The sequence below is a fragment of the Bacillus sp. FSL R9-9530 genome, from assembly GCF_038008145.1.
GTDB classification, from domain to species: domain Bacteria; phylum Bacillota; class Bacilli; order Bacillales; family Bacillaceae_G; genus Bacillus_A; species Bacillus_A mycoides.
In genome coordinates this window covers 4,924,336-4,942,988 of the sequence record NZ_JBBOYO010000001.1, presented here as the reverse complement: position 1 = coordinate 4,942,988, position 18,653 = coordinate 4,924,336, and the positions used below count along the sequence as shown (strand labels likewise).

Annotated in this window: 19 protein-coding genes and 2 other annotated features; all 19 genes read right to left on the bottom strand. The window is 37.3% G+C overall.

Annotation, left to right across the window (positions count from 1 at the left end; genetic code table 11):
* Positions 1 to 139: 139 nt before the first annotated feature.
* Entirely contained in the window at positions 140 to 1,423 is a 1,284-nt protein-coding gene (gene obgE, locus MKX66_RS25055) for a GTPase ObgE (protein WP_002015378.1), read from the bottom strand.
* On the bottom strand, positions 1,423 to 1,971 hold the full coding sequence (locus MKX66_RS25050) for a sporulation initiation phosphotransferase B (protein WP_002015377.1): 549 nt from the start codon (positions 1,969 to 1,971) through the stop codon (positions 1,423 to 1,425). Before MKX66_RS25050 ends, obgE begins: the two co-directional genes overlap by 1 nt.
* A 63-nt stretch (positions 1,972 to 2,034) precedes the next feature.
* Positions 2,035 to 2,325, bottom strand: coding sequence for a 50S ribosomal protein L27 (gene rpmA / locus MKX66_RS25045; RefSeq protein WP_000944957.1), 291 nt, complete (start codon positions 2,323 to 2,325; stop codon positions 2,035 to 2,037).
* A gap of 3 nt (positions 2,326 to 2,328) precedes the next feature.
* Positions 2,329 to 2,673, bottom strand: coding sequence for a ribosomal-processing cysteine protease Prp (locus tag MKX66_RS25040; RefSeq protein WP_002138477.1), 345 nt, complete (start codon positions 2,671 to 2,673; stop codon positions 2,329 to 2,331).
* A gap of 11 nt (positions 2,674 to 2,684) precedes the next feature.
* Positions 2,685 to 2,993, bottom strand: a complete 309-nt coding sequence (rplU, locus tag MKX66_RS25035; RefSeq protein ID WP_000270907.1) for a 50S ribosomal protein L21 — start codon at positions 2,991 to 2,993, stop codon at positions 2,685 to 2,687.
* Between the two features lie 14 nt (positions 2,994 to 3,007).
* Positions 3,008 to 3,086, bottom strand: a sequence feature (ribosomal protein L21 leader region).
* A gap of 77 nt (positions 3,087 to 3,163) precedes the next feature.
* Positions 3,164 to 4,573, bottom strand: a complete 1,410-nt coding sequence (locus MKX66_RS25030) for an Rne/Rng family ribonuclease (RefSeq protein WP_002034148.1) — start codon at positions 4,571 to 4,573, stop codon at positions 3,164 to 3,166.
* 42 nt (positions 4,574 to 4,615) lie between these two features.
* Positions 4,616 to 5,476: a M50 family metallopeptidase gene (locus tag MKX66_RS25025; protein ID WP_002088816.1), complete on the bottom strand. Its 861-nt coding sequence runs from the start codon at positions 5,474 to 5,476 to the stop codon at positions 4,616 to 4,618.
* Positions 5,469 to 6,215: a M23 family metallopeptidase gene (locus MKX66_RS25020; RefSeq protein ID WP_002034147.1), complete on the bottom strand. Its 747-nt coding sequence runs from the start codon at positions 6,213 to 6,215 to the stop codon at positions 5,469 to 5,471. Before MKX66_RS25020 ends, MKX66_RS25025 begins: the two co-directional genes overlap by 8 nt.
* Before the next feature lie 133 nt (positions 6,216 to 6,348).
* A complete protein-coding gene (gene minD / locus MKX66_RS25015; protein WP_000503308.1) occupies positions 6,349 to 7,146 on the bottom strand; it encodes a septum site-determining protein MinD in 798 nt (265 codons plus the stop codon).
* Positions 7,147 to 7,148: 2 nt separating this feature from the next.
* Positions 7,149 to 7,835: a septum site-determining protein MinC gene (gene minC / locus MKX66_RS25010; RefSeq protein ID WP_002015372.1), complete on the bottom strand. Its 687-nt coding sequence runs from the start codon at positions 7,833 to 7,835 to the stop codon at positions 7,149 to 7,151.
* A gap of 35 nt (positions 7,836 to 7,870) precedes the next feature.
* On the bottom strand, positions 7,871 to 8,416 hold the full coding sequence (gene mreD / locus MKX66_RS25005; RefSeq protein WP_002015371.1) for a rod shape-determining protein MreD: 546 nt from the start codon (positions 8,414 to 8,416) through the stop codon (positions 7,871 to 7,873).
* Between the two features lie 14 nt (positions 8,417 to 8,430).
* Positions 8,431 to 9,282: a rod shape-determining protein MreC gene (gene mreC / locus MKX66_RS25000; protein ID WP_002129256.1), complete on the bottom strand. Its 852-nt coding sequence runs from the start codon at positions 9,280 to 9,282 to the stop codon at positions 8,431 to 8,433.
* Positions 9,283 to 9,323: 41 nt separating this feature from the next.
* Positions 9,324 to 10,343, bottom strand: a complete 1,020-nt coding sequence (gene mreB / locus MKX66_RS24995) for a cell shape-determining protein MreB (protein WP_002015369.1) — start codon at positions 10,341 to 10,343, stop codon at positions 9,324 to 9,326.
* Between the two features lie 158 nt (positions 10,344 to 10,501).
* On the bottom strand, positions 10,502 to 11,179 hold the full coding sequence (gene radC, locus MKX66_RS24990) for a DNA repair protein RadC (RefSeq protein WP_002015368.1): 678 nt from the start codon (positions 11,177 to 11,179) through the stop codon (positions 10,502 to 10,504).
* Between the two features lie 50 nt (positions 11,180 to 11,229).
* Positions 11,230 to 11,805, bottom strand: a complete 576-nt coding sequence (locus MKX66_RS24985; RefSeq protein WP_012261761.1) for a Maf family protein — start codon at positions 11,803 to 11,805, stop codon at positions 11,230 to 11,232.
* Positions 11,806 to 12,024: 219 nt separating this feature from the next.
* The gene (locus tag MKX66_RS24980; protein ID WP_341087357.1) at positions 12,025 to 12,987 is read right to left on the bottom strand and encodes a stage II sporulation protein B; all 963 of its coding nucleotides are present in this window, start codon (positions 12,985 to 12,987) and stop codon (positions 12,025 to 12,027) included.
* Positions 12,988 to 13,151: 164 nt separating this feature from the next.
* Entirely contained in the window at positions 13,152 to 14,453 is a 1,302-nt protein-coding gene (locus MKX66_RS24975) for a bifunctional folylpolyglutamate synthase/dihydrofolate synthase (RefSeq protein WP_137076276.1), read from the bottom strand.
* A gap of 94 nt (positions 14,454 to 14,547) precedes the next feature.
* Complete coding sequence (locus MKX66_RS24970; RefSeq protein ID WP_002129263.1) at positions 14,548 to 17,193, bottom strand: valine--tRNA ligase; 2,646 nt, start codon at positions 17,191 to 17,193, stop codon at positions 14,548 to 14,550.
* Between the two features lie 38 nt (positions 17,194 to 17,231).
* Positions 17,232 to 17,463 (bottom strand) — a binding site (T-box leader).
* 134 nt (positions 17,464 to 17,597) lie between these two features.
* Positions 17,598 to 18,623, bottom strand: a complete 1,026-nt coding sequence (ysxE, locus tag MKX66_RS24965; RefSeq protein ID WP_002190786.1) for a spore coat protein YsxE — start codon at positions 18,621 to 18,623, stop codon at positions 17,598 to 17,600.
* Between the last annotated feature and the right edge of the window lie 30 nt (positions 18,624 to 18,653).

The following is an 18,653-nucleotide window of genomic DNA, read 5'->3' as shown; positions in this document are numbered from 1 at the left end:
ATCACTCCTTTGTCTATTATAAATTGAAACTTTAATCAATGGGGATTTTTTCCTATATCGACTTATGGTTCACCTATATGAATTGGGTTTTCACTGGACTCAAATAACGAAAAAAAAAGACCGCCATATTTCGGCAGTCTTAATCGATAAATTCAAATTGATATTCAAGAATTTTCACAATATCTCCGTCTGTTGCACCACGTGCACGAAGGGCTTCATCAATACCCATTCCACGCATTTGACGAGCAAATCGGCGTACAGATTCATCACGTGAGAAGTCTGTCATCTTGAATGTTTTCTCAATGTCATAACCAGAAATAACAAATGTGCCATCACTTTCGCGTGTAATTTCAAAATTAGATTCAGATTCAAATTTGTACATTACACTTGCTTCAGATTCTTCTACATCATCGTACATTGGGAATTCTGGTGTTGTTTCTAATAAGTTCGCTACTTCAAATAGTAAGTCACGAACACCTTGTTTCGTTACAGCTGAGATTGGGAAAATTTTCACTTCGTCTCCCAATTTCTCTTTAAATGCTTGTAAGTTTTCTTCTGCATCTGGCATATCCATTTTGTTTGCAACAACAACTTGTGGACGCTCAGTTAAACGCATATTGTATTCTTTTAGTTCATTATTGATTGTGACATAATCTTCATATGGCTCACGTCCTTCTAAACCAGACATATCGATAACGTGTACAATTACACGTGTACGTTCGATATGACGTAAGAATTGGTGTCCAAGTCCAACGCCGGAGTGTGCGCCTTCAATTAGTCCAGGAAGGTCAGCCATAACGAAGCTGCGGTTATCACCAGTTTCAACAACACCAAGATTCGGAACGATTGTTGTAAAGTGATATTCTGCAATTTTCGGACGCGCTGATGATACAACAGATAATAATGTAGATTTACCTACACTTGGGAATCCAACAAGTCCAACATCTGCTAGCACTTTAAGTTCTAGCGTGACATCACGTTCTTGACCTGGTTCCCCGTTCTCAGCGATTTCTGGAGCTGGGTTCGTCGCTGTTGCGAAACGTGAATTACCACGGCCACCACGGCCACCTCTTGCGATTACAGCTGTTTGTTCATGCGTTACTAAATCGGCAAGAATTTCACCTGTTTTTTCATCTTTCACTATTGTTCCTGGTGGAACCTTTACGATTAAATCTTCAGATTTACGACCGTGCTGACCTTTACTCATTCCGTGCTGACCGCGATCAGCTTTGAAATGACGTTGGTAGCGGAAGTCCATTAATGTACGTAAGCCTTCCTCAACAACAAAAACAACATCTGCACCTTTACCACCGTCGCCACCTGCTGGGCCACCTTTAGGTACATACTTCTCACGACGATACGCAACCATTCCGTTACCACCGTCGCCGCCTTTTACATATATCTTGACCTGATCTACAAACATTATTTCACCACACTTTTTTCGATTAGTTGTAATATAACTGAGACTTCTTCGTCTCGTACTGTATAAGAAATGGAATACCATTTATTGTTTTCGTTCGCAAGCCACGTTTGTAGTTCTTCTACATTCGTTAGCTTTCCACGAAAATCAAAAAAGAAACGAGCATTCTCCGCGTCACTTTCAATTGTGATACAAACATAATTTTCAACATATACGTCTAAACTATGCTGAAGCATTAAGAAAAACTGATTCGTCCATGTACATACAGTCTCATCTAGATGAGATAAGTTATGTAATTTCCCTAATACTTCGTACTCCAATAAGCACGGTTGCTGTTTCCAATTATATGTTAAAATCCACTCTGAAAATAAAGGCATTGATAGCCCCATCAGATTGGATTCTTGTCTCGCTTCTTGGACAAAACGATCGATGAGCCTATGAATCTCTTCCACTTTTCCAAGGGAAAGATTTCCTTTAACCATCTGCAAACGATTGAGCCAATCATGTCTCGAGTGGCTCAACGCATCTATAATTGTCCATTTTTCATTCATTTAGATACCCCTTAATATAGAAAAACTCTAACCTGCACTCAGGTTAGAGTTTTCCGTGAGTTCTTATGCTTCTTGAGCAACAGGATATACGCTCACTTGTTTGCGGTCACGACCAAGACGCTCAAAGCGTACTACGCCGTCAACTTTCGCGTATAAAGTGTCATCGCCACCACGACCAACGTTAACACCTGGATAAATTTTTGTACCGCGTTGACGGTAAAGAATTGAACCACCTGAAACCGTTTGACCATCTGCGCGTTTAGCACCAAGACGTTTTGACTGAGAGTCACGACCGTTCTTTGTACTACCTACACCTTTCTTAGATGCGAAAAACTGAAGATCTAATCTTAACATACGTTACACCTCCTGCACTTTTTCTATTAAACGGATATACTTTCCGTAATCAAGTTCAATCGTCTTAAGTGAAACAACCAATCCTTCTAAAAGTATTTGTGCTTTTTCTGCTGTATGAACGTCTAAATCATTAGGCAATTCATACGTCAAGAATCCGCCATCACTTCCGAGTTCAATAGTTGCCTGCACATTACAAAGTTCTTCCACTGCATTTATAGAACCAAACACAACCGCTGTAGTTCCAGCACAGACAAGATCTTGTCCATGTGGCGCATAATTGGCATGTCCAGTCATTTTAAATGATCGGATACTTCCTAATTTCGTGCGACTTATCGTAATCTTAATCATCTTAACCAGAATTAAGCGTTGATAGCTTCAACTACTAGCTTAGTGTAAGGTTGACGATGACCTTGTTTCTTACGATTGTTCTTTTTCGCTTTGTATTTGAAAACGATGATTTTCTTAGCGCGACCTTGTTTTTCAACTTTCGCAGTAACTGTTGCACCCTCTACAACTGGGCTACCAACTTTCACGTTTTCGCCACCAACGAAAAGAACTTTGTCAAAAGTAACAGTTTCACCAGCTTCAACATCTAATTTTTCAATGTAGATTGCTTGACCAGCTTCAACTTTAATTTGTTTTCCACCTGTTTCGATAATTGCGTACATACTTGCACCTCCTCTTAATTACTAAGACTCGCCAAAAACGAGGTAGACATAAAATGTCTTTAGGGAACCTGTCTTGTGCGGTTGTAGCATATAGCAGTTTAGGTGCTATAAACTATAACATAAAAATATTACCATGACTCATTGACTATTGTCAATGAATGTTCTGCTAACTATTTTTTCCGTTCTACAATTTCTTTCTTACTTCCAAAACGGATAATAGCGTACTTTTCGATAATATCATCTTTGAAATAAATTTCAAATGGAATATTTTTTTGTAATTCTTTTTGTGAAAAATGTTTTTGTACTTTTTTTGAAGCACCAATCAATACAGCTTCATCCTCTATATTACCATAAGTAATAAGCTCTCTCTCTAGCTCATACGCAATTGTTTCATTAGATATAACGTAACCTGTCGCTTTACAAGGCGCACACTCTTCTAATAATACGTCACGTAACGAATGTTTCTTGCGCTTACGCGTCATCTCTAAAATACCTAACTCTGTAAACCCAAGCACTCTTGTATATGTGCGATCATCTTGTAAAGCTATCATTAAACGCTCTCTTACCTTCTCTTTATCTTCCCGTCTTTTCATATTAATAAAATCAATTAATATCATCCCGCCAATATCACGAAGTCTTAATTGACGAGCAATCTCTTCAGCAGCCATTTCATTTGTGCGAAATACGGTATCTTGTAAATTTTGTTTTCCAGTAAATTTACCTGTATTCACATCAATTACAGTCATCGTCTCCATTTGTTCTACAATTAGATAGGCACCATTTGGTAGCCACACAATTTTTTGAAGTGCTTTCTCGATTTCACGATCTATTCCAAAATGGTTAAACATCGAAGATTTTTCATTATAAAAGGATACTCTTTCTTTCCCTACTTTTTCTTCTAATTCTTTTACTATACTTCTCGTATCTACAACTATTTTTTCAATTGTTTCAATTGGGTTCTCCTGAAATACACGATCTAAAAACGTCGCTGGTTGATGAAGTAGTAAGGGCGCCTTCCCTTGATCTTCTTTTCTTTTTAACTCTTCATATAACTGCTGCAACCCTTGCATTTCAGCTTGTATTTCATCGATCGTTCCTTTTTCAGAAGCAGAACGGAAAATGTATCCACCTGTTCCTTCTACTTCAATTCCCAGTAACTGTTGTCTTCTTTTATTATTTTTTATTTTCCGAGAAACAGCGCGCATTTCATCATAGGGCATGTAAACGACATATTTTCCGGTAAATTCTATCTTCGCCGTTAATTTTGGCCCCTTCGTATCAATTGCCTCTTTCACAACTTGTACAAGTATCGCCTGTCCTTCATGTATGCGATATGAAGATGGTACATCATCAAATGAAAGATATGCATGTTTTTCTAATCCGATATTTACAAAGGCTGCGTTCATTCCAGCAATTGTTCTTACGATACGCCCAACATAAATATGTCCGACAATCTCCTGCTCTTCATTCCGTTTCCATAAAAGCTCTACAATTTTTTGTTTCTCTTCTATCGCAACACGCTTTTCCGAACCAGTGTAGTTAATATATAACGTCTTCAAAATTCTTTCCTCACTTTTCATTTCTTTTCCTTACAATATAAAAGGTTAGTGTCGTCGTCAACACTAACCAATTAATTCTTCAACAGATGAGGTTGTTCGTTTTTCAGCAAAATACGCATACAACAATTCATTTTCGTCCAATGTGTAATGCTCTTTATATTTTCCATGGACGATAATAGAGTGTTTATATCCTCTGCGAAATTTTGTGAAAATCGTATATAAATGATCTTCCGTTTTCACCTCAATAGGTGCTATTTTTTCAATATCTCTTTTATTCCCATAATAACGCTCTAATAAAAAACGCATAAATGCGTACCGTCTTTGTTTCCATTCTTGATATAAAGAAATCGCTAGAAAAACGAGTAATACCCACATCATAATGTTATTACTATTCCAAAGTAACTGCCATCCTAATATTACACTAAAAAAAACACATGACAATTTCATCATCTTTTCATGTGCTTGTAAATAGGGAAAACGATATGATAATACATTAAATAATACTTTTCCACCATCAAGTGGCCAAATAGGCAATAAATTAAACCCTAAAATAATGACATTATTCCATACAAAGAAATGGTACAAATCGTCAGTTACCCAGCCCGCTTTATACAAAATGTAAGCGACTGCAATCATCCATATATGCTGAATTGGCCCCGCCATAACGACAATTAATTCTTCTTTCAACGATTTGTTCCCATGTTCTTCCATCTCAACTACACCACCAAACGGCAAAAGCTGAATTTGTTTAATACGCCAATTATAATACGCTGCGGCAAAAGCATGCCCAAGTTCATGAACTAAAACGATACAAAATAGTAATAGTAACTCTTTAAAACGTGCTGTAAAAATACCAATGACAATAATAACCCAAAACAACGGATGCACAGAAATTTTCGTGAAAACATCCCTATATTTAATCAAATGAAATCACCTGAATTGGATCAATAAATTTTTCATTCTTTTTTATTGCAAAATAAAATTTGCCATTTTTATTATTTTCATCATTACTCACTATTCCAATTTTTTGTTTCTTTGAAACGTAATCATATAATTTTACTGACATATCATTTAAATTTGCATACCATGACTCCGTACCATCAGCGTGCTGAATTTGAACTGTATTTCCAAGTTCCTCTTTCTTGCCCGCAAAAACAACTATACCTTCATTTACTGACTCCACCGTTGCATTTGTAGCCGTTTGAACAAATACACCCTGGCCGTTTTTTTGAAATCCTTGCATCACCTTTCCAGAGGCAGGAATCGCATAATCCTTTTGCTGAATAGCTTCTTCTTTTTTCTCATTTGGAGAAAAGAACACGAGAGGTTTTCCAAACTGATTTTCATACCATTTTGATATAGTAGCAAATTGAAATTCTTCTTGCATAACTTTTTCTGTAACAGCTCTAGTACCATCAAAAGAAGAAGGTGCGTTCTTAAATAAAATAGCAACCGAAAGAACTAATATTGCTGATAGCAAAACTTTGAAGAGAAAAACTTCTTTTCGAAATAGAGGATGAATTTCCTTCTCCCCCTCTTCAATAAAGACCGTTTCGCTATCAAAATCTCCTCCCGCAAAATACTGCTCTTCTTCTAGCAATTCTTGCTCTGCTTTCCTTTTCGCAATCCGCTTTTTAATTTCTTCCACACGTCTATTCTTCATACTGTCTCCTTTCTTTCGTTAGCCTTATTCAAATAGAAACAGTTATATACAGTTTGTACATATGTATGAGTTATAGAAGGAAGATATTCATGCGAAGAAAAAAGAAAGCACTCCGCATTTATGCGAAGTGCTTTTAACGGATTCCAAAGAAATTTTTCATCTTTGTAAATACCGATACTTTTTCTTGTTCAAATGCTTGTAATGGTACATTCTCACCCAACAAGCGTCTTGCAATATTACGATAAGCTATTGCTGCTTTCCCGCTAGGTTGCAGCGCTACAGGTTCACCTGTATTCGTAGCACGAATAACTTCATCATCATCCTCGACAACTCCAAGAAGCTCGATTGACAGTGTACGTACGATTTCATCAACGTCTAACATATCCTGTTCATGAAGCATATGACTACGCACACGGTTAATGACAAGTTTCGGTGGTTCAATATCCTCTTTTTCTAAAAGCCCGATAATACGATCCGCATCACGCATTGAGGATACTTCTGGTGTTGTTACAACGATTGCTTTATCCGCACCTGCTACTGCATTTTTAAACCCCTGCTCAATCCCCGCAGGACAATCAATTAATATGTAATCATAATCTTGACGTAATACTTGTATTAATTCATCCATTTGTTCAGGTGTTACCGCCGACTTATCGCTCGTTTGTGCTGCAGGTAATAAATAAAGATCATCAAAACGCTTATCTTTAATAAGAGCCTGAGGTAAACGACAACGCCCTTCAACGACATCAACAAGATCAAATACAATACGATTTTCTAGCCCCATTACTACGTCTAAATTGCGTAAACCGATATCTGTATCAATTAAACACACTTTTTTTCCAGATAACGCAAGGGCTGTACCAATGTTCGCAGACGTTGTAGTTTTACCTACTCCGCCTTTTCCAGATGTAATTACTATTGCCTCTCCCACAGCTATACAATTCCCCTTTCTAACTTTGTTAAATTAGGTCTAAGATGAGTGAGAAGTTGCAGGCGATCGACAACAATGTGATTGTTCTCATTAATGTACGCACATTCTGCCGCCTCTGCTCCGTCTTCTTTCTCTTCCGGAGCCCGCATTGTCACATCACTAATTCGGAGTTGCATAGGGTTCATAATAGATGCAGCAATAACAGCTTCTGAATCTCCATCATACCCCGCATGTGCAATTCCTCTTAATGATCCCAAGACAAAAATATTCCCCCCAGCGATAACCGTTCCGCCTGGATTAACATCTCCAATTAATAATAAATTGCCTTTTACATGTAACACTTGTCCAGAGCGAACAATTTTGGAAATAGGGACAATTTCTGTTTCTTCTTTCCAAGCTATTGCTTCTGCTTTTGTTATAACATCACTTTCGATTGATTCTACAACAAGGTTCTTCTTATTGCGAATTAACGTACGAATCTCTTCTTGTTGTACTTCTGTTAAATAGCGATTTCCTACTTTAACACGCACTTCAATTAAAGAACGTCCGTCACTCTCATAGTAATGTGTAGAAAGCTTTTCATCCAATTCTTTTAGTAGCTCAGAGAATGAACAGCAATCATCTAAATGAAGTGTTATTCCATCTTTTGTCCCTTTTATCGTTACATTTTGTTGCTTTTTTTCTTCCACTAAAGTTCACCCCACCGATTCAATTCGACATAAAATTAGAAAATCCTTTTTTCTTTTTCTTCTATCGCTTTTGAAAGACGCACTAAATATCGTCTCAGTGGGAAACAAACTATTAATAAGAAAATTCCATTTAGCAATAAAGTAGCAAGGAGACGATCTGTGAAAAAGACAGATGCTGACATGTGAGTACGTCCTAACAAAGTTAAAAACCCATACACATAATACTCTAATGCTGCAATGCCAGCCAGTACGATAGAAGCGACAATAAATAAATTCAATTGTAATACTTTCATCACACTATAAACTAAATAAGCTAAAATCGGATAAGCAAATATATATATACCGACAAGTTCCGTGTATACGGTATCAAATAAGAAACCAAATAATAGTCCGTAGTAAATCCCTTGAACCGGACTATAGTACACTGTAATAAAACATAACACAATTATAAAGAAATGCGGTGCTGCTATACTGCCTTTCCAAAAGACGTCTGTTGGAACAACAGTAGAGAACATATTTTCAAATAAAAAAACAAAAAGGAGCAAAAGAGGAAGAGCTGCTCTTTTTAAAATCGTCATCATCTCTTCTCTCCCTCCTATTCTAACGGCGCTGTAGGCATATCACGTTTTGCAACTATAATATGCTCTACATCATTCAAATCAGCGGATGGTTTTACATAAGCCGTTTTTGTTAAACCGTATGGATCTGGCTGAACATCAACAATTTTCCCAATCGCAAGACCTTTAGGGAAGATATCACCAAGTCCAGATGTTACAACTAGTTGATCTTTTTGTACCTCTGCATCAGAGCTAATCTTTGTGAAAAGAAGTAGTTGTTTTTCTTTATCGTAACCTTCAATTAATCCAAAGATATTTTCTTGTCCTTGTACAATAGCAGAAACACGGTTTGTTCGGCTCATCGAACTTAACAACTCTACTGAAGATGTAAACTGAGATACACTTTTTACGCGTCCAACTAAACCTTTCGGAGTTACAACAGCCATATCTTTTTTGATCCCTTGCTGTGCTCCTTTATCAATTCCAACTAAATCGTACCATTTATCGGGATTACGAGAAACCACACTAGCTTGTACTTCCGTATAATCACCACGGGACTTTTCTTTACCAGTTAATTCTCGTAGTTTTTTATTCTCATCGTCTAAATTTTTCACTACTGCAGATAAATCTGCGGTAGAATCTAATTTTGCTTTCAGCTTTTTATTCTCTTCATACGTGCGCTTTACATCTTCTACGTTCTCGAAGAATCCGGCAACATAATTCGCTGGCTTTTGGAATACACGTTCTACAACACCGACAGTATCTTTTATAAACTGCTCTGGCCATGATAAACTGTTCCGTTCTTTCAATGAGATTCCAATCAATGCCACGAGAAGAATAATACTAACTAACAAAACAATTAATCTTTTGTTTAAGAAAAACTGTGGCACGTTCACACCCTCTTAATTTCATTGATTTTTATTTTGCAATATTATCGAGCAGCAGTTTTGAAAAGATCGATATTGTCTAATGCTTTACCCGTTCCAATTGCTACGCAATCTAATGGATCCTCTGCAACAAGAACTGGCATATTTGTTTCTTCACTAATAACTTTATCTAAGTTACGTAGTAATGCCCCGCCACCCGTTAATACGATACCACGGTCCATAATATCCGCTGCTAATTCAGGTGGAGTTTTTTCTAACGTATTTTTAACTGATTCTACAATTGCATCTACTGTATCTTTTAATGCATCTGCAATTTCTTCTGGTTGAATTAGTACTGTTTTCGGTAAACCACTTACTAAATCACGACCGCGAATTTCCATAGGCTCAATACCTTCTGGCTCGCCTGCAGAACCGATTTCTAATTTTAATGCTTCTGCTGTTCTTTCACCGATCATTAAGTTGTAGCTTTTCTTAATGTACTGAATGATTGAATCGTCCATATCATCACCAGCAACACGAACTGATTGACTTGTTACAATACCACCTAAAGAAATAATTGCAACTTCTGTTGTACCACCACCGATATCAACAACCATACTACCAGTCGGCTCCCAAACAGGTAAGTTTGCACCAATTGCTGCTGCAAATGGCTCTTCGATTGGATAAGCATCACGAGCACCAGCTTGACGAGTCGCATCGATTACTGCACGTCTTTCTACAGCTGTAATACCAGATGGTACACATACCATTACGTATGGTTTACGTGAGAAGAATCCATTTGATTTTTGAGCTTGTTGAATGTAGTATTTCATCATTATTGCTGTTGTTTCGTAATCAGCAATTACACCATCTTTCATAGGACGAAGTGCCACTACGTTTCCTGGTGTACGACCAATCATTTGTTTTGCATCGCTACCTACCGCAACGATTTGTTTCGTATCAGTTTGTAATGCTACTACTGAAGGTTCACGTAAAACTACACCTTTCCCTTTCACATATACAAGCGTATTCGCTGTTCCTAAGTCTATTCCAAGATCGCGAGTAAATCCACCAAATCCAAACATATCATTTATCTTCCCTTCTTATTTTCACGGACTCATTTTTCTTACTTTATATTTATAAAAACAGTACGTTTTTTTATATCTGCATCCTTTTTGTAGATAATTTTCTACAAAAAACTCATAAATCACATTATAAAACAAAATAAGTAAAAAGAATAGTCTTAAATATGACCTTTTTCCTTTAAACTCACGAATTTATGGTCACCTATTATGATATGATCAAGTACTTCAATTCCGATAATTCGACCACATTCTACTAATCGTTTTGTAACTTCAATATCTTCACGGCTCGGCGCCGGATCTCCTGAGGGATGGTTATGAAGACATATAATAGAGGCTGCTGCCCGACGGAACGCTTCTTTAAAAACTTCCCTTGGGTGCACAATCGACGTATTTAAACTTCCAATAAAAATAGTTTGTCTATGTATAACTTGATTTTTCGTATTCAAATATAAACAAACAAAATGCTCCTGTTGCAAAAAACGCATCTCTTCCATCATATAACTCGCACAATCTTCTGGACTTCGAATACTATATCTATTTTGATATTCTAAACGTACCATTCTTCTACCTAATTCAAAAGCAGCCATAAGCTGCGACGCCTTTGCAATCCCAACACCATGAATGCTCATCATCTCTTCTAACGTTGCATCCTTTAACATTCGTAAGCCGTCAAAATGATGGAGAATATTATCTGATAACGTTAACACCGTTTCTTCTTTAGAACCCGTTCTGAGTAAAACTGCAAGAAGTTCTCGATTCGATAAACTTCCTGCTCCTTCTAACAATAAACGCTCCCGTGGCTGTTCTTCTCTCACAACATCACGAATACCGTTCATCTCTCCACCCCTTTTTTTACGATTTCTCCTAAAGAAAACCCCATGCAATTTTACGCATGGGTTACATCGCTATCAAACTGTTTTAATTCACGGACAAGACGCGCAATTGGCAAGCCAACTACACTGTAGTAGTCCCCTTGAATATGTTGAACAAAAATAGACCCTTTACCTTGAATTCCATAGCTCCCTGCTTTATCAAGTGGTTCCTTCGATGCAACGTATACGTCTATTTCCTCTTCTGTTAATCCCCAAAATGTTACTTCTGTACGTTCATAAAAAGTTACCGTTTTTTCTTTCGATATAATTGCAACACCTGTGTATACTTCGTGTGTTTTCCCCGATAATAATCGTAACATTTCTTTCGCCTCAGCCTCATTAGACGGCTTTCCAAGAATACGCGAATCATATGTAACAATTGTATCTGCACCTAGTACAACTTGATTACTATGGTTTTCTGCCACAGCAGATGCTTTTTGCAAAGCAAGCGACATAACAATATCAGAAGGTGATGAATATGCACCAATCGTCTCTTCTACTTCACTAACAACGATTTCAAATGGCACATCTGCTAATTCAAGCAGTTCCTTCCTCCTAGGTGACCCTGAAGCTAAAATAATTTTCCTCATATTTTCTCCTTCCCTTCTCACATGAAGCAGAATAATTCAAATCAATCGTATCAAAGGAATAGTTTCCCCACAAATTCTAGAAATATCATTTTCTCTAAACAAAATAATAGTTCTTTTTAAATACGATTATATGCTGCCCATACAGAAAGCACTTTGTTCTAAATTCAAAAGAAAAGAAAGAAGTATATGTACTTCTTTCTTCGTCATTTCATTATCCTATTATTTCACTTTTTGTGAAACCATTTTTTCATACGAAAGTATACCATCAATAATAACTTGATTTAATTTAGCTACAGATTCCTTATCGCTCTTCCCTTCCTTAATCGTTTGCACCGCTATTGACGTATACGTATAAAGCTTCTTCGCATCTTCACGCTTCATACTCTTCCCTTCCTTTTCAATAGCTTTCCACTCTTTTTGAATCGCTTCTATATCTTTTGGATTACTTTTCCCACTAGTTTGTACGCTGGACACATATTTTGCTAAATGAGTATATAATGGCTGCACTTTCGCTAAAAACATTCCTACTTCTTTATCATTTTTGAGCAATGCTTTATCTGTAATATCCCAATTTTTTTTCAAAACTGAAACACCATCTTGCTTATACTGATCTATTAATTGATTAACAGCCTGTTCATCGCTCGTAATAGCAACAACTAACGCATACTTATCACCACTCGGTTTCAAAGTAGCCACGCCCCCATTACTTTTCCACTCTTCAATAGCAGCCTGTCCTTTTTCTTCAGAGGAATAAAGCCCTCCTTGAACGAAAAATAGTTTCATTGGTTCTAATGACGTTCCTACCTGTGCTTTTGGTTTTTCCTCTTTCGGTGTTGGTGTTTGTTCTGCCGTTCCACCCACCTTTTGTTCCTCATTACCTGTCTGCTTCGAAGCCGTTACCTTACCTTCTCCTGTCGTCCCTTGTCCAGTTAATAAATGAATCATACCCATCCCAAATGCAGTACCGATAATTATTGCAGTTGCAACGATTGCGATTATTGTATTGCTCCACTTCTTTCGATATTTTTCCATAGATACTGATTTCGCTTTTTGAAACAGAACGACATTTTTCGGTCTCTCACTTTCTGCTATCATCCAGTCAAACTCATCCTTCTTTTTTTCCTCATATTTCGCTTCTGTTCCATTTACTTTCACCGAGATCGTTCGTGATTGCTTGTCCATACACTCACACCTCACCTCTTGTCATTGTCCGCATCATATCATATTCATTCCACAAAAAAACGAGATATTTGTCAGAGGAATTCGTCAAATAACCCTATATTATTATCTTATATGTATGCATTTGACTTCATTTGTAGAACAAAAAACTAGATAGCAAAGACTATCTAGTTTTTCTCGCGAATATATTTTCTAACTTCGGAAATGAAATACAAAGAACCTGTTATGATAAAAACATCATGTTCTCCTATCATGTCAACCTTTGTATCAATTGCCTCTTTCCAATCTTCAAAAACTAATTTTGACTCTTGTTGTGAATACGATGCAAGCTTGTCAGCAGAAATGGCACGATCAAAGGCAAACGTCGTAAATATTATTTCATCAGCAACTTTTTCTAATTGCCCTACCATGTTATGTAACTGTTTGTCACCAAGAGCAGTAAATAAAACTATTACATTCTTCTTTTTATAATGTGCCTCTACTGTTTTTACAAGACTTTCAATACCTTCTGGATTATGAGCACCATCTATTATAATATCTGGATTACTTTGTAACTTTTCAAATCGACCAATCCAGTATGCTTCTTGTAAGCCAACTTTCATCTCCTCTTCATTAATTAAAAATGATAAATATGTTTTTAAATACATTACTGCCATAAGCGCTAGCGCTGCATTGCCTACTTGATGAATACCTTTCATTGAAATTCGAACATTTTCAAACGAGGCAAATGGACAATCAAAATCAAAATGTTCCCCATCTTCATTAGAATGTTTATGTAATGTTGTAAACTGTTTTCCAAGTTCATATAAGCTTGCATGGTTTTCCTTAGCAACCTTTTGAATTACTTGCAATGCTTCTTCATTTTTCACACCAGTAATAACTGGAACACCAGACTTAATAATCCCTGCCTTTTCATATGCAATTTCTCCTAGTGTATTGCCTAAAATATGCATATGATCGTGGCCGATATTCGTAATAATCGTGAGAACCGGATGAATAACATTTGTAGAATCAAATCTTCCCCCAAGCCCCGTTTCAAATAAAACAACATCACAGAAATTAACTTTACCGAAATAATAAATTGCCATTACTGTAATGATTTCAAACTCAGTCGCTTCTCCTAAGTCCGTCTCATCTAATTTTTCAACGACTGGCTTTACCATATTTACAAGTTCCGCAATCTCTTCATCTGCAATCGGTATTCCGTTTACACTAATACGTTCATTGAATGTTTCTATGTAAGGCGATGTAAACGATCCTACTTTATATTTCGCACCTTCTAACATGTAGCGCATGTATGTTAAAGTTGAACCTTTTCCATTTGTGCCGGCTAGATGAACACATTTTATATGACGCTCTGGATTTCCGAGTTCTTCTAACATCCATTGCATTCTTTCTAGTCCTGGTTTTATCCCAAATTTCAATCGGCTATGAATCCAGTTTATCGCTTCTTCGTATGTATGTATCACGTTTGCTATTCCCCTTTCAAAAGACAAACTTCTTAATTCTATTATACGCAAAGAAAAGAGACTCACCAATATAGTGAGTCTCTGAAAAACATTTTTATTTCTCAAGATCCGCTAGACGTTGACGAACCGCTTCGCGTTTTTCTAGGTAATCTTGCTCTTTCGCACGCTCTCCGTCAATAACTTCTGCAGGAGCTTTCGCTACGAATCCTTGGTTTGAAAGTTTCTTCTGTACACGTTCTACTTCTTTATCGAACTTCTCAAGTTCTTTTTCAAGACGCGCTTTCTCTTCATCAAGATTGATAAGATCAGCTAACGGTAAGAATAACTCTGCACCTGATACGATTGCAGTCATCGCTTTTTCTGGCGCTTGTAAATCAATCTTAATTGTTAGTTCACTTGGGTTACAGAAACGCTCAATGTAAGAGCTGTTTTTCGTAAGCTGAGCTAGTACTACCTCGTCTTTTGCTTTAATTTGCATTTGAACTTTTTTGCTCATTGGCGTATTTACTTCCGCACGGATGTTACGAACAGAGCGAATGATATCAACTAGAAGGTGCATTTCTGCTGCCGCTTCTTTATCTTGTAAATCTTCGCGAACTGTTGGCCATGCTGCTACTGTAATAGACTCGCCTTCATGCGGTAAATGCTGCCAAATTTTCTCTGTTACAAATGGCATGAATGGATGTAATAGACGCATTGTTTGGTCTAATACGTAAGCTAAAATCGAACGAGTTGTTTTCTTAGCTGCTTCATCTTCACCGTATAGTGGAAGTTTCGCCATCTCGATGTACCAGTCACAGAAATCATCCCAAATGAAGTTGTATAATGAACGACCAGCTTCACCGAACTCATATTTATCCATGTTACGTGTTACACTTTCGATTGTTTCGTTTAAGCGAGTTAAAATCCACTTATCTGCAACTGATTTTTCACCAGTTAAATCGATTTCTTCATACTTCATGTCATCCATGTTCATTAATACGAAGCGTGATGCGTTCCAAATTTTATTAATGAAGTTCCAAGTAGATTCTACTTTTTCCATGCTGAAACGTAAATCTTGACCTGGTGCACTTCCTGTTGATAAGAAGTAACGCATCGCATCTGCACCGTACTTCTCGATAACATCCATCGGATCAATACCATTACCAAGAGATTTACTCATTTTACGTCCTTGTTCATCACGAACTAAACCATGAATTAATACATCTTTAAATGGACGCTCTCCTGTAAACTCTAAACCTTGGAAAATCATACGAGATACCCAGAAGAAGATGATGTCATAACCAGTTACTAAAGCATCTGTTGAATAGAACTTTTTAAAGTCTGCTGCATCTTCATTCGGCCAGCCAAGTGTTGAGAATGGCCATAATGCTGAACTGAACCATGTATCAAGCACGTCATTATCTTGATTCCAGTTTTCAAGATCTGCTGGCGCTTCTGTACCTACGTATACTTCACCAGTTTCTTTATGATACCAAGCTGGAATGCGGTGTCCCCACCATAATTGACGAGAAATACACCAGTCATGAATGTTTTCCATCCAGCGTAAGTATGTGTTTTCAAAACGCTCTGGTACGAACGTTACTTTTTCTTCTTCTTTTTGTTGAAGTTCTACCGCTTTTTCTGCAAGTGGAGCCATTTTTACGAACCATTGTGTTGATAAATAAGGCTCAACAACTGCACCGCTACGCTCACTATGACCTACTGAGTGCATATGAGGCTCGATTTCTACTAATACGCCAGCTTCTTGTAAGTCTTTCACTAACTCTTTACGGCATTCGAAACGATCCATACCGTTATACTTACCAGCTTTTTCGTTCATCGTTCCATCTTCGTTCATTACTAAAATACGTGGTAAGTCATGACGGTTACCTACTTCAAAGTCATTCGGGTCATGAGCTGGTGTAATTTTCACAACGCCTGTTCCGAAGTCTTTTTCTACGTATTCATCAGCAATAATCGGAATCTCTCGGCCTACGATTGGAAGTGTAACTGTTTTTCCGATTAAATGTTTGTAGCGATCATCTTCTGGATGAACTGCTACCGCTGTATCACCAAGCATTGTTTCTGGACGAGTAGTTGCAAGGCGAATGTGACCAGAACCGTCTGTTAACGGATAGTTCATATGGTAGAATGCACCTTGAACTTCTTTATGAATTACTTCAATATCAGAAAGAGCTGTGCGTGTTGCTGGATCCCAGTTGATGATATACTCACCGCGGTAAATTAAGTCTTTTTCATATAATTGTACGAATACTTTATTAACAGCGTTAGATAAACCTTCGTCTAATGTGAAGCGTTCACGAGAATAGTCTAGTCCTAAACCAACTTTCCCCCATTGTTGACGAATGTGAGAAGCGTATTCTTCTTTCCATTCCCAAGCTTTTTCAAGGAATTTCTCACGACCAAGATCGTAACGTGAAATACCTTCTTCACGAAGTTTTCCTTCTACTTTCGCTTGCGTTGCGATACCAGCATGGTCCATTCCTGGAAGCCATAATACATCGTAACCTTGCATACGCTTTGTACGAGTTAGAATATCTTGAAGCGTCGTATCCCAAGCGTGACCTAAGTGTAACTTACCAGTTACGTTCGGAGGTGGAATTACAATTGTATATGGTTGTTTCTTCTCATCTCCTGTTGCTTCGAAATATTTGCCTTCAAGCCACCACTTGTAAAGGCCTTCTTCAACGGACATATGATCATATTTAGTTGGTAAATTATTTTCCGTGTTTGACATTATTTTCCCTCCTTAAAATAAAAAATGCCCCTCATCCAAAAAAGGACGAGGGACATCGCGGTACCACCTTTATTTACAAACAAATTCAGAATTTGCTTATACTCTTAATTTGATAACGGACAAATCCGTCTTTTCCTAATAAGAATCATTCCGTTCAGAAAAGATGCTCCAGGGCTACCTTCTAACATAACTATCTAGAGAACCTCCCAGCCAATGGTTCCCCTCTCTGAAGACGTTTCATGTTATACTCTTCCCCTTCAATGCATTTATGTGATTGTTAATTATTATATACAATAGTGTAAAAAACGAAACCTTATTCGTCAAGATAAATTTGAAACTACGGCTTTTATCTCTTTATGGAACTAATAAAAAAAGATAAGCAGGGTTCTCCCTACTTATCTTCTTTATCCGTTCCCTTGCTGGGCAGCTTGTAATTGCGAAAGGAAATATTCTGTATTACTAATGAGCCAATGCGATTGCTGCAGAATTTTTACCCCGCGAAGCTCATTTTCTTCATTACGACTCTTTCTTCTTTTCGTATACGACTGAATTTGCCGAATAAAATGCGACGGGTACGTCATATACGCAAACATAAGAAGCTGCTCCTCTTTCGTAAATGGAAAATTTTTTTGATACATTTGATACCATTCAAAGCGGTCGCTCCGCGCAATTGGATATGTGTTCAAAGACCTTGAATAAAAGCTGACGATATCCTGTACCGGTGTAGCAAACTGAGACTTTTCTAAACTAATAAAATAACCGTTTCGTTCATAATCAAATAAAAAGTGATTAAGCGATACATTTCCATGAACGAAAGTAGTACGTGTTTTTTCCTTTTCTTTCATTGCATCATGCCATTCACTTAATTGTTTCGTTGCGAACTCACGTGCTCTCATAACGTGGTGATAATACGTACAATATTGTAATTCAAATGGAGACATATACCACTTCGCTTCAGATTCTATGAGAAACTCTTCTAATATCTCGCCATCATTTTCCCAACGGCCGGATATATTTGTATAATGTTTTTCTAAATCTTCTTCTGTATAAGTCTCCTCTTTCACCGTTTTTTGATGCAACGTCCCGAGCGTTTGAAACATCTTATGGTATTGATCATTATCTTCGCCATTTCCTTCCGCACGTTCTAACCAAGGCATTAAATAATAGCTATACGCCCCATCACTTAAAACATAATTCCCGTCCGTCGTGTGATAGATAGGTACATAATTCGAAAAACCTTTCTCCTTCAAATACTGAATATGGTGTAAAAAATTATTCCGCTCTAATTTTCTATCTTGTATTTTCTTTAACGCATACGGACCTTGATTCGTATAAATTTTCATTACACTTCCGTGCTCTTCCATATGCTGAGTGTCCAATCTATATTGCCTCACAATGGGTTCATAGCGATTTCGTAATTCAATATCCATACGAATAACCCTTTCTTATTCAAAACATAG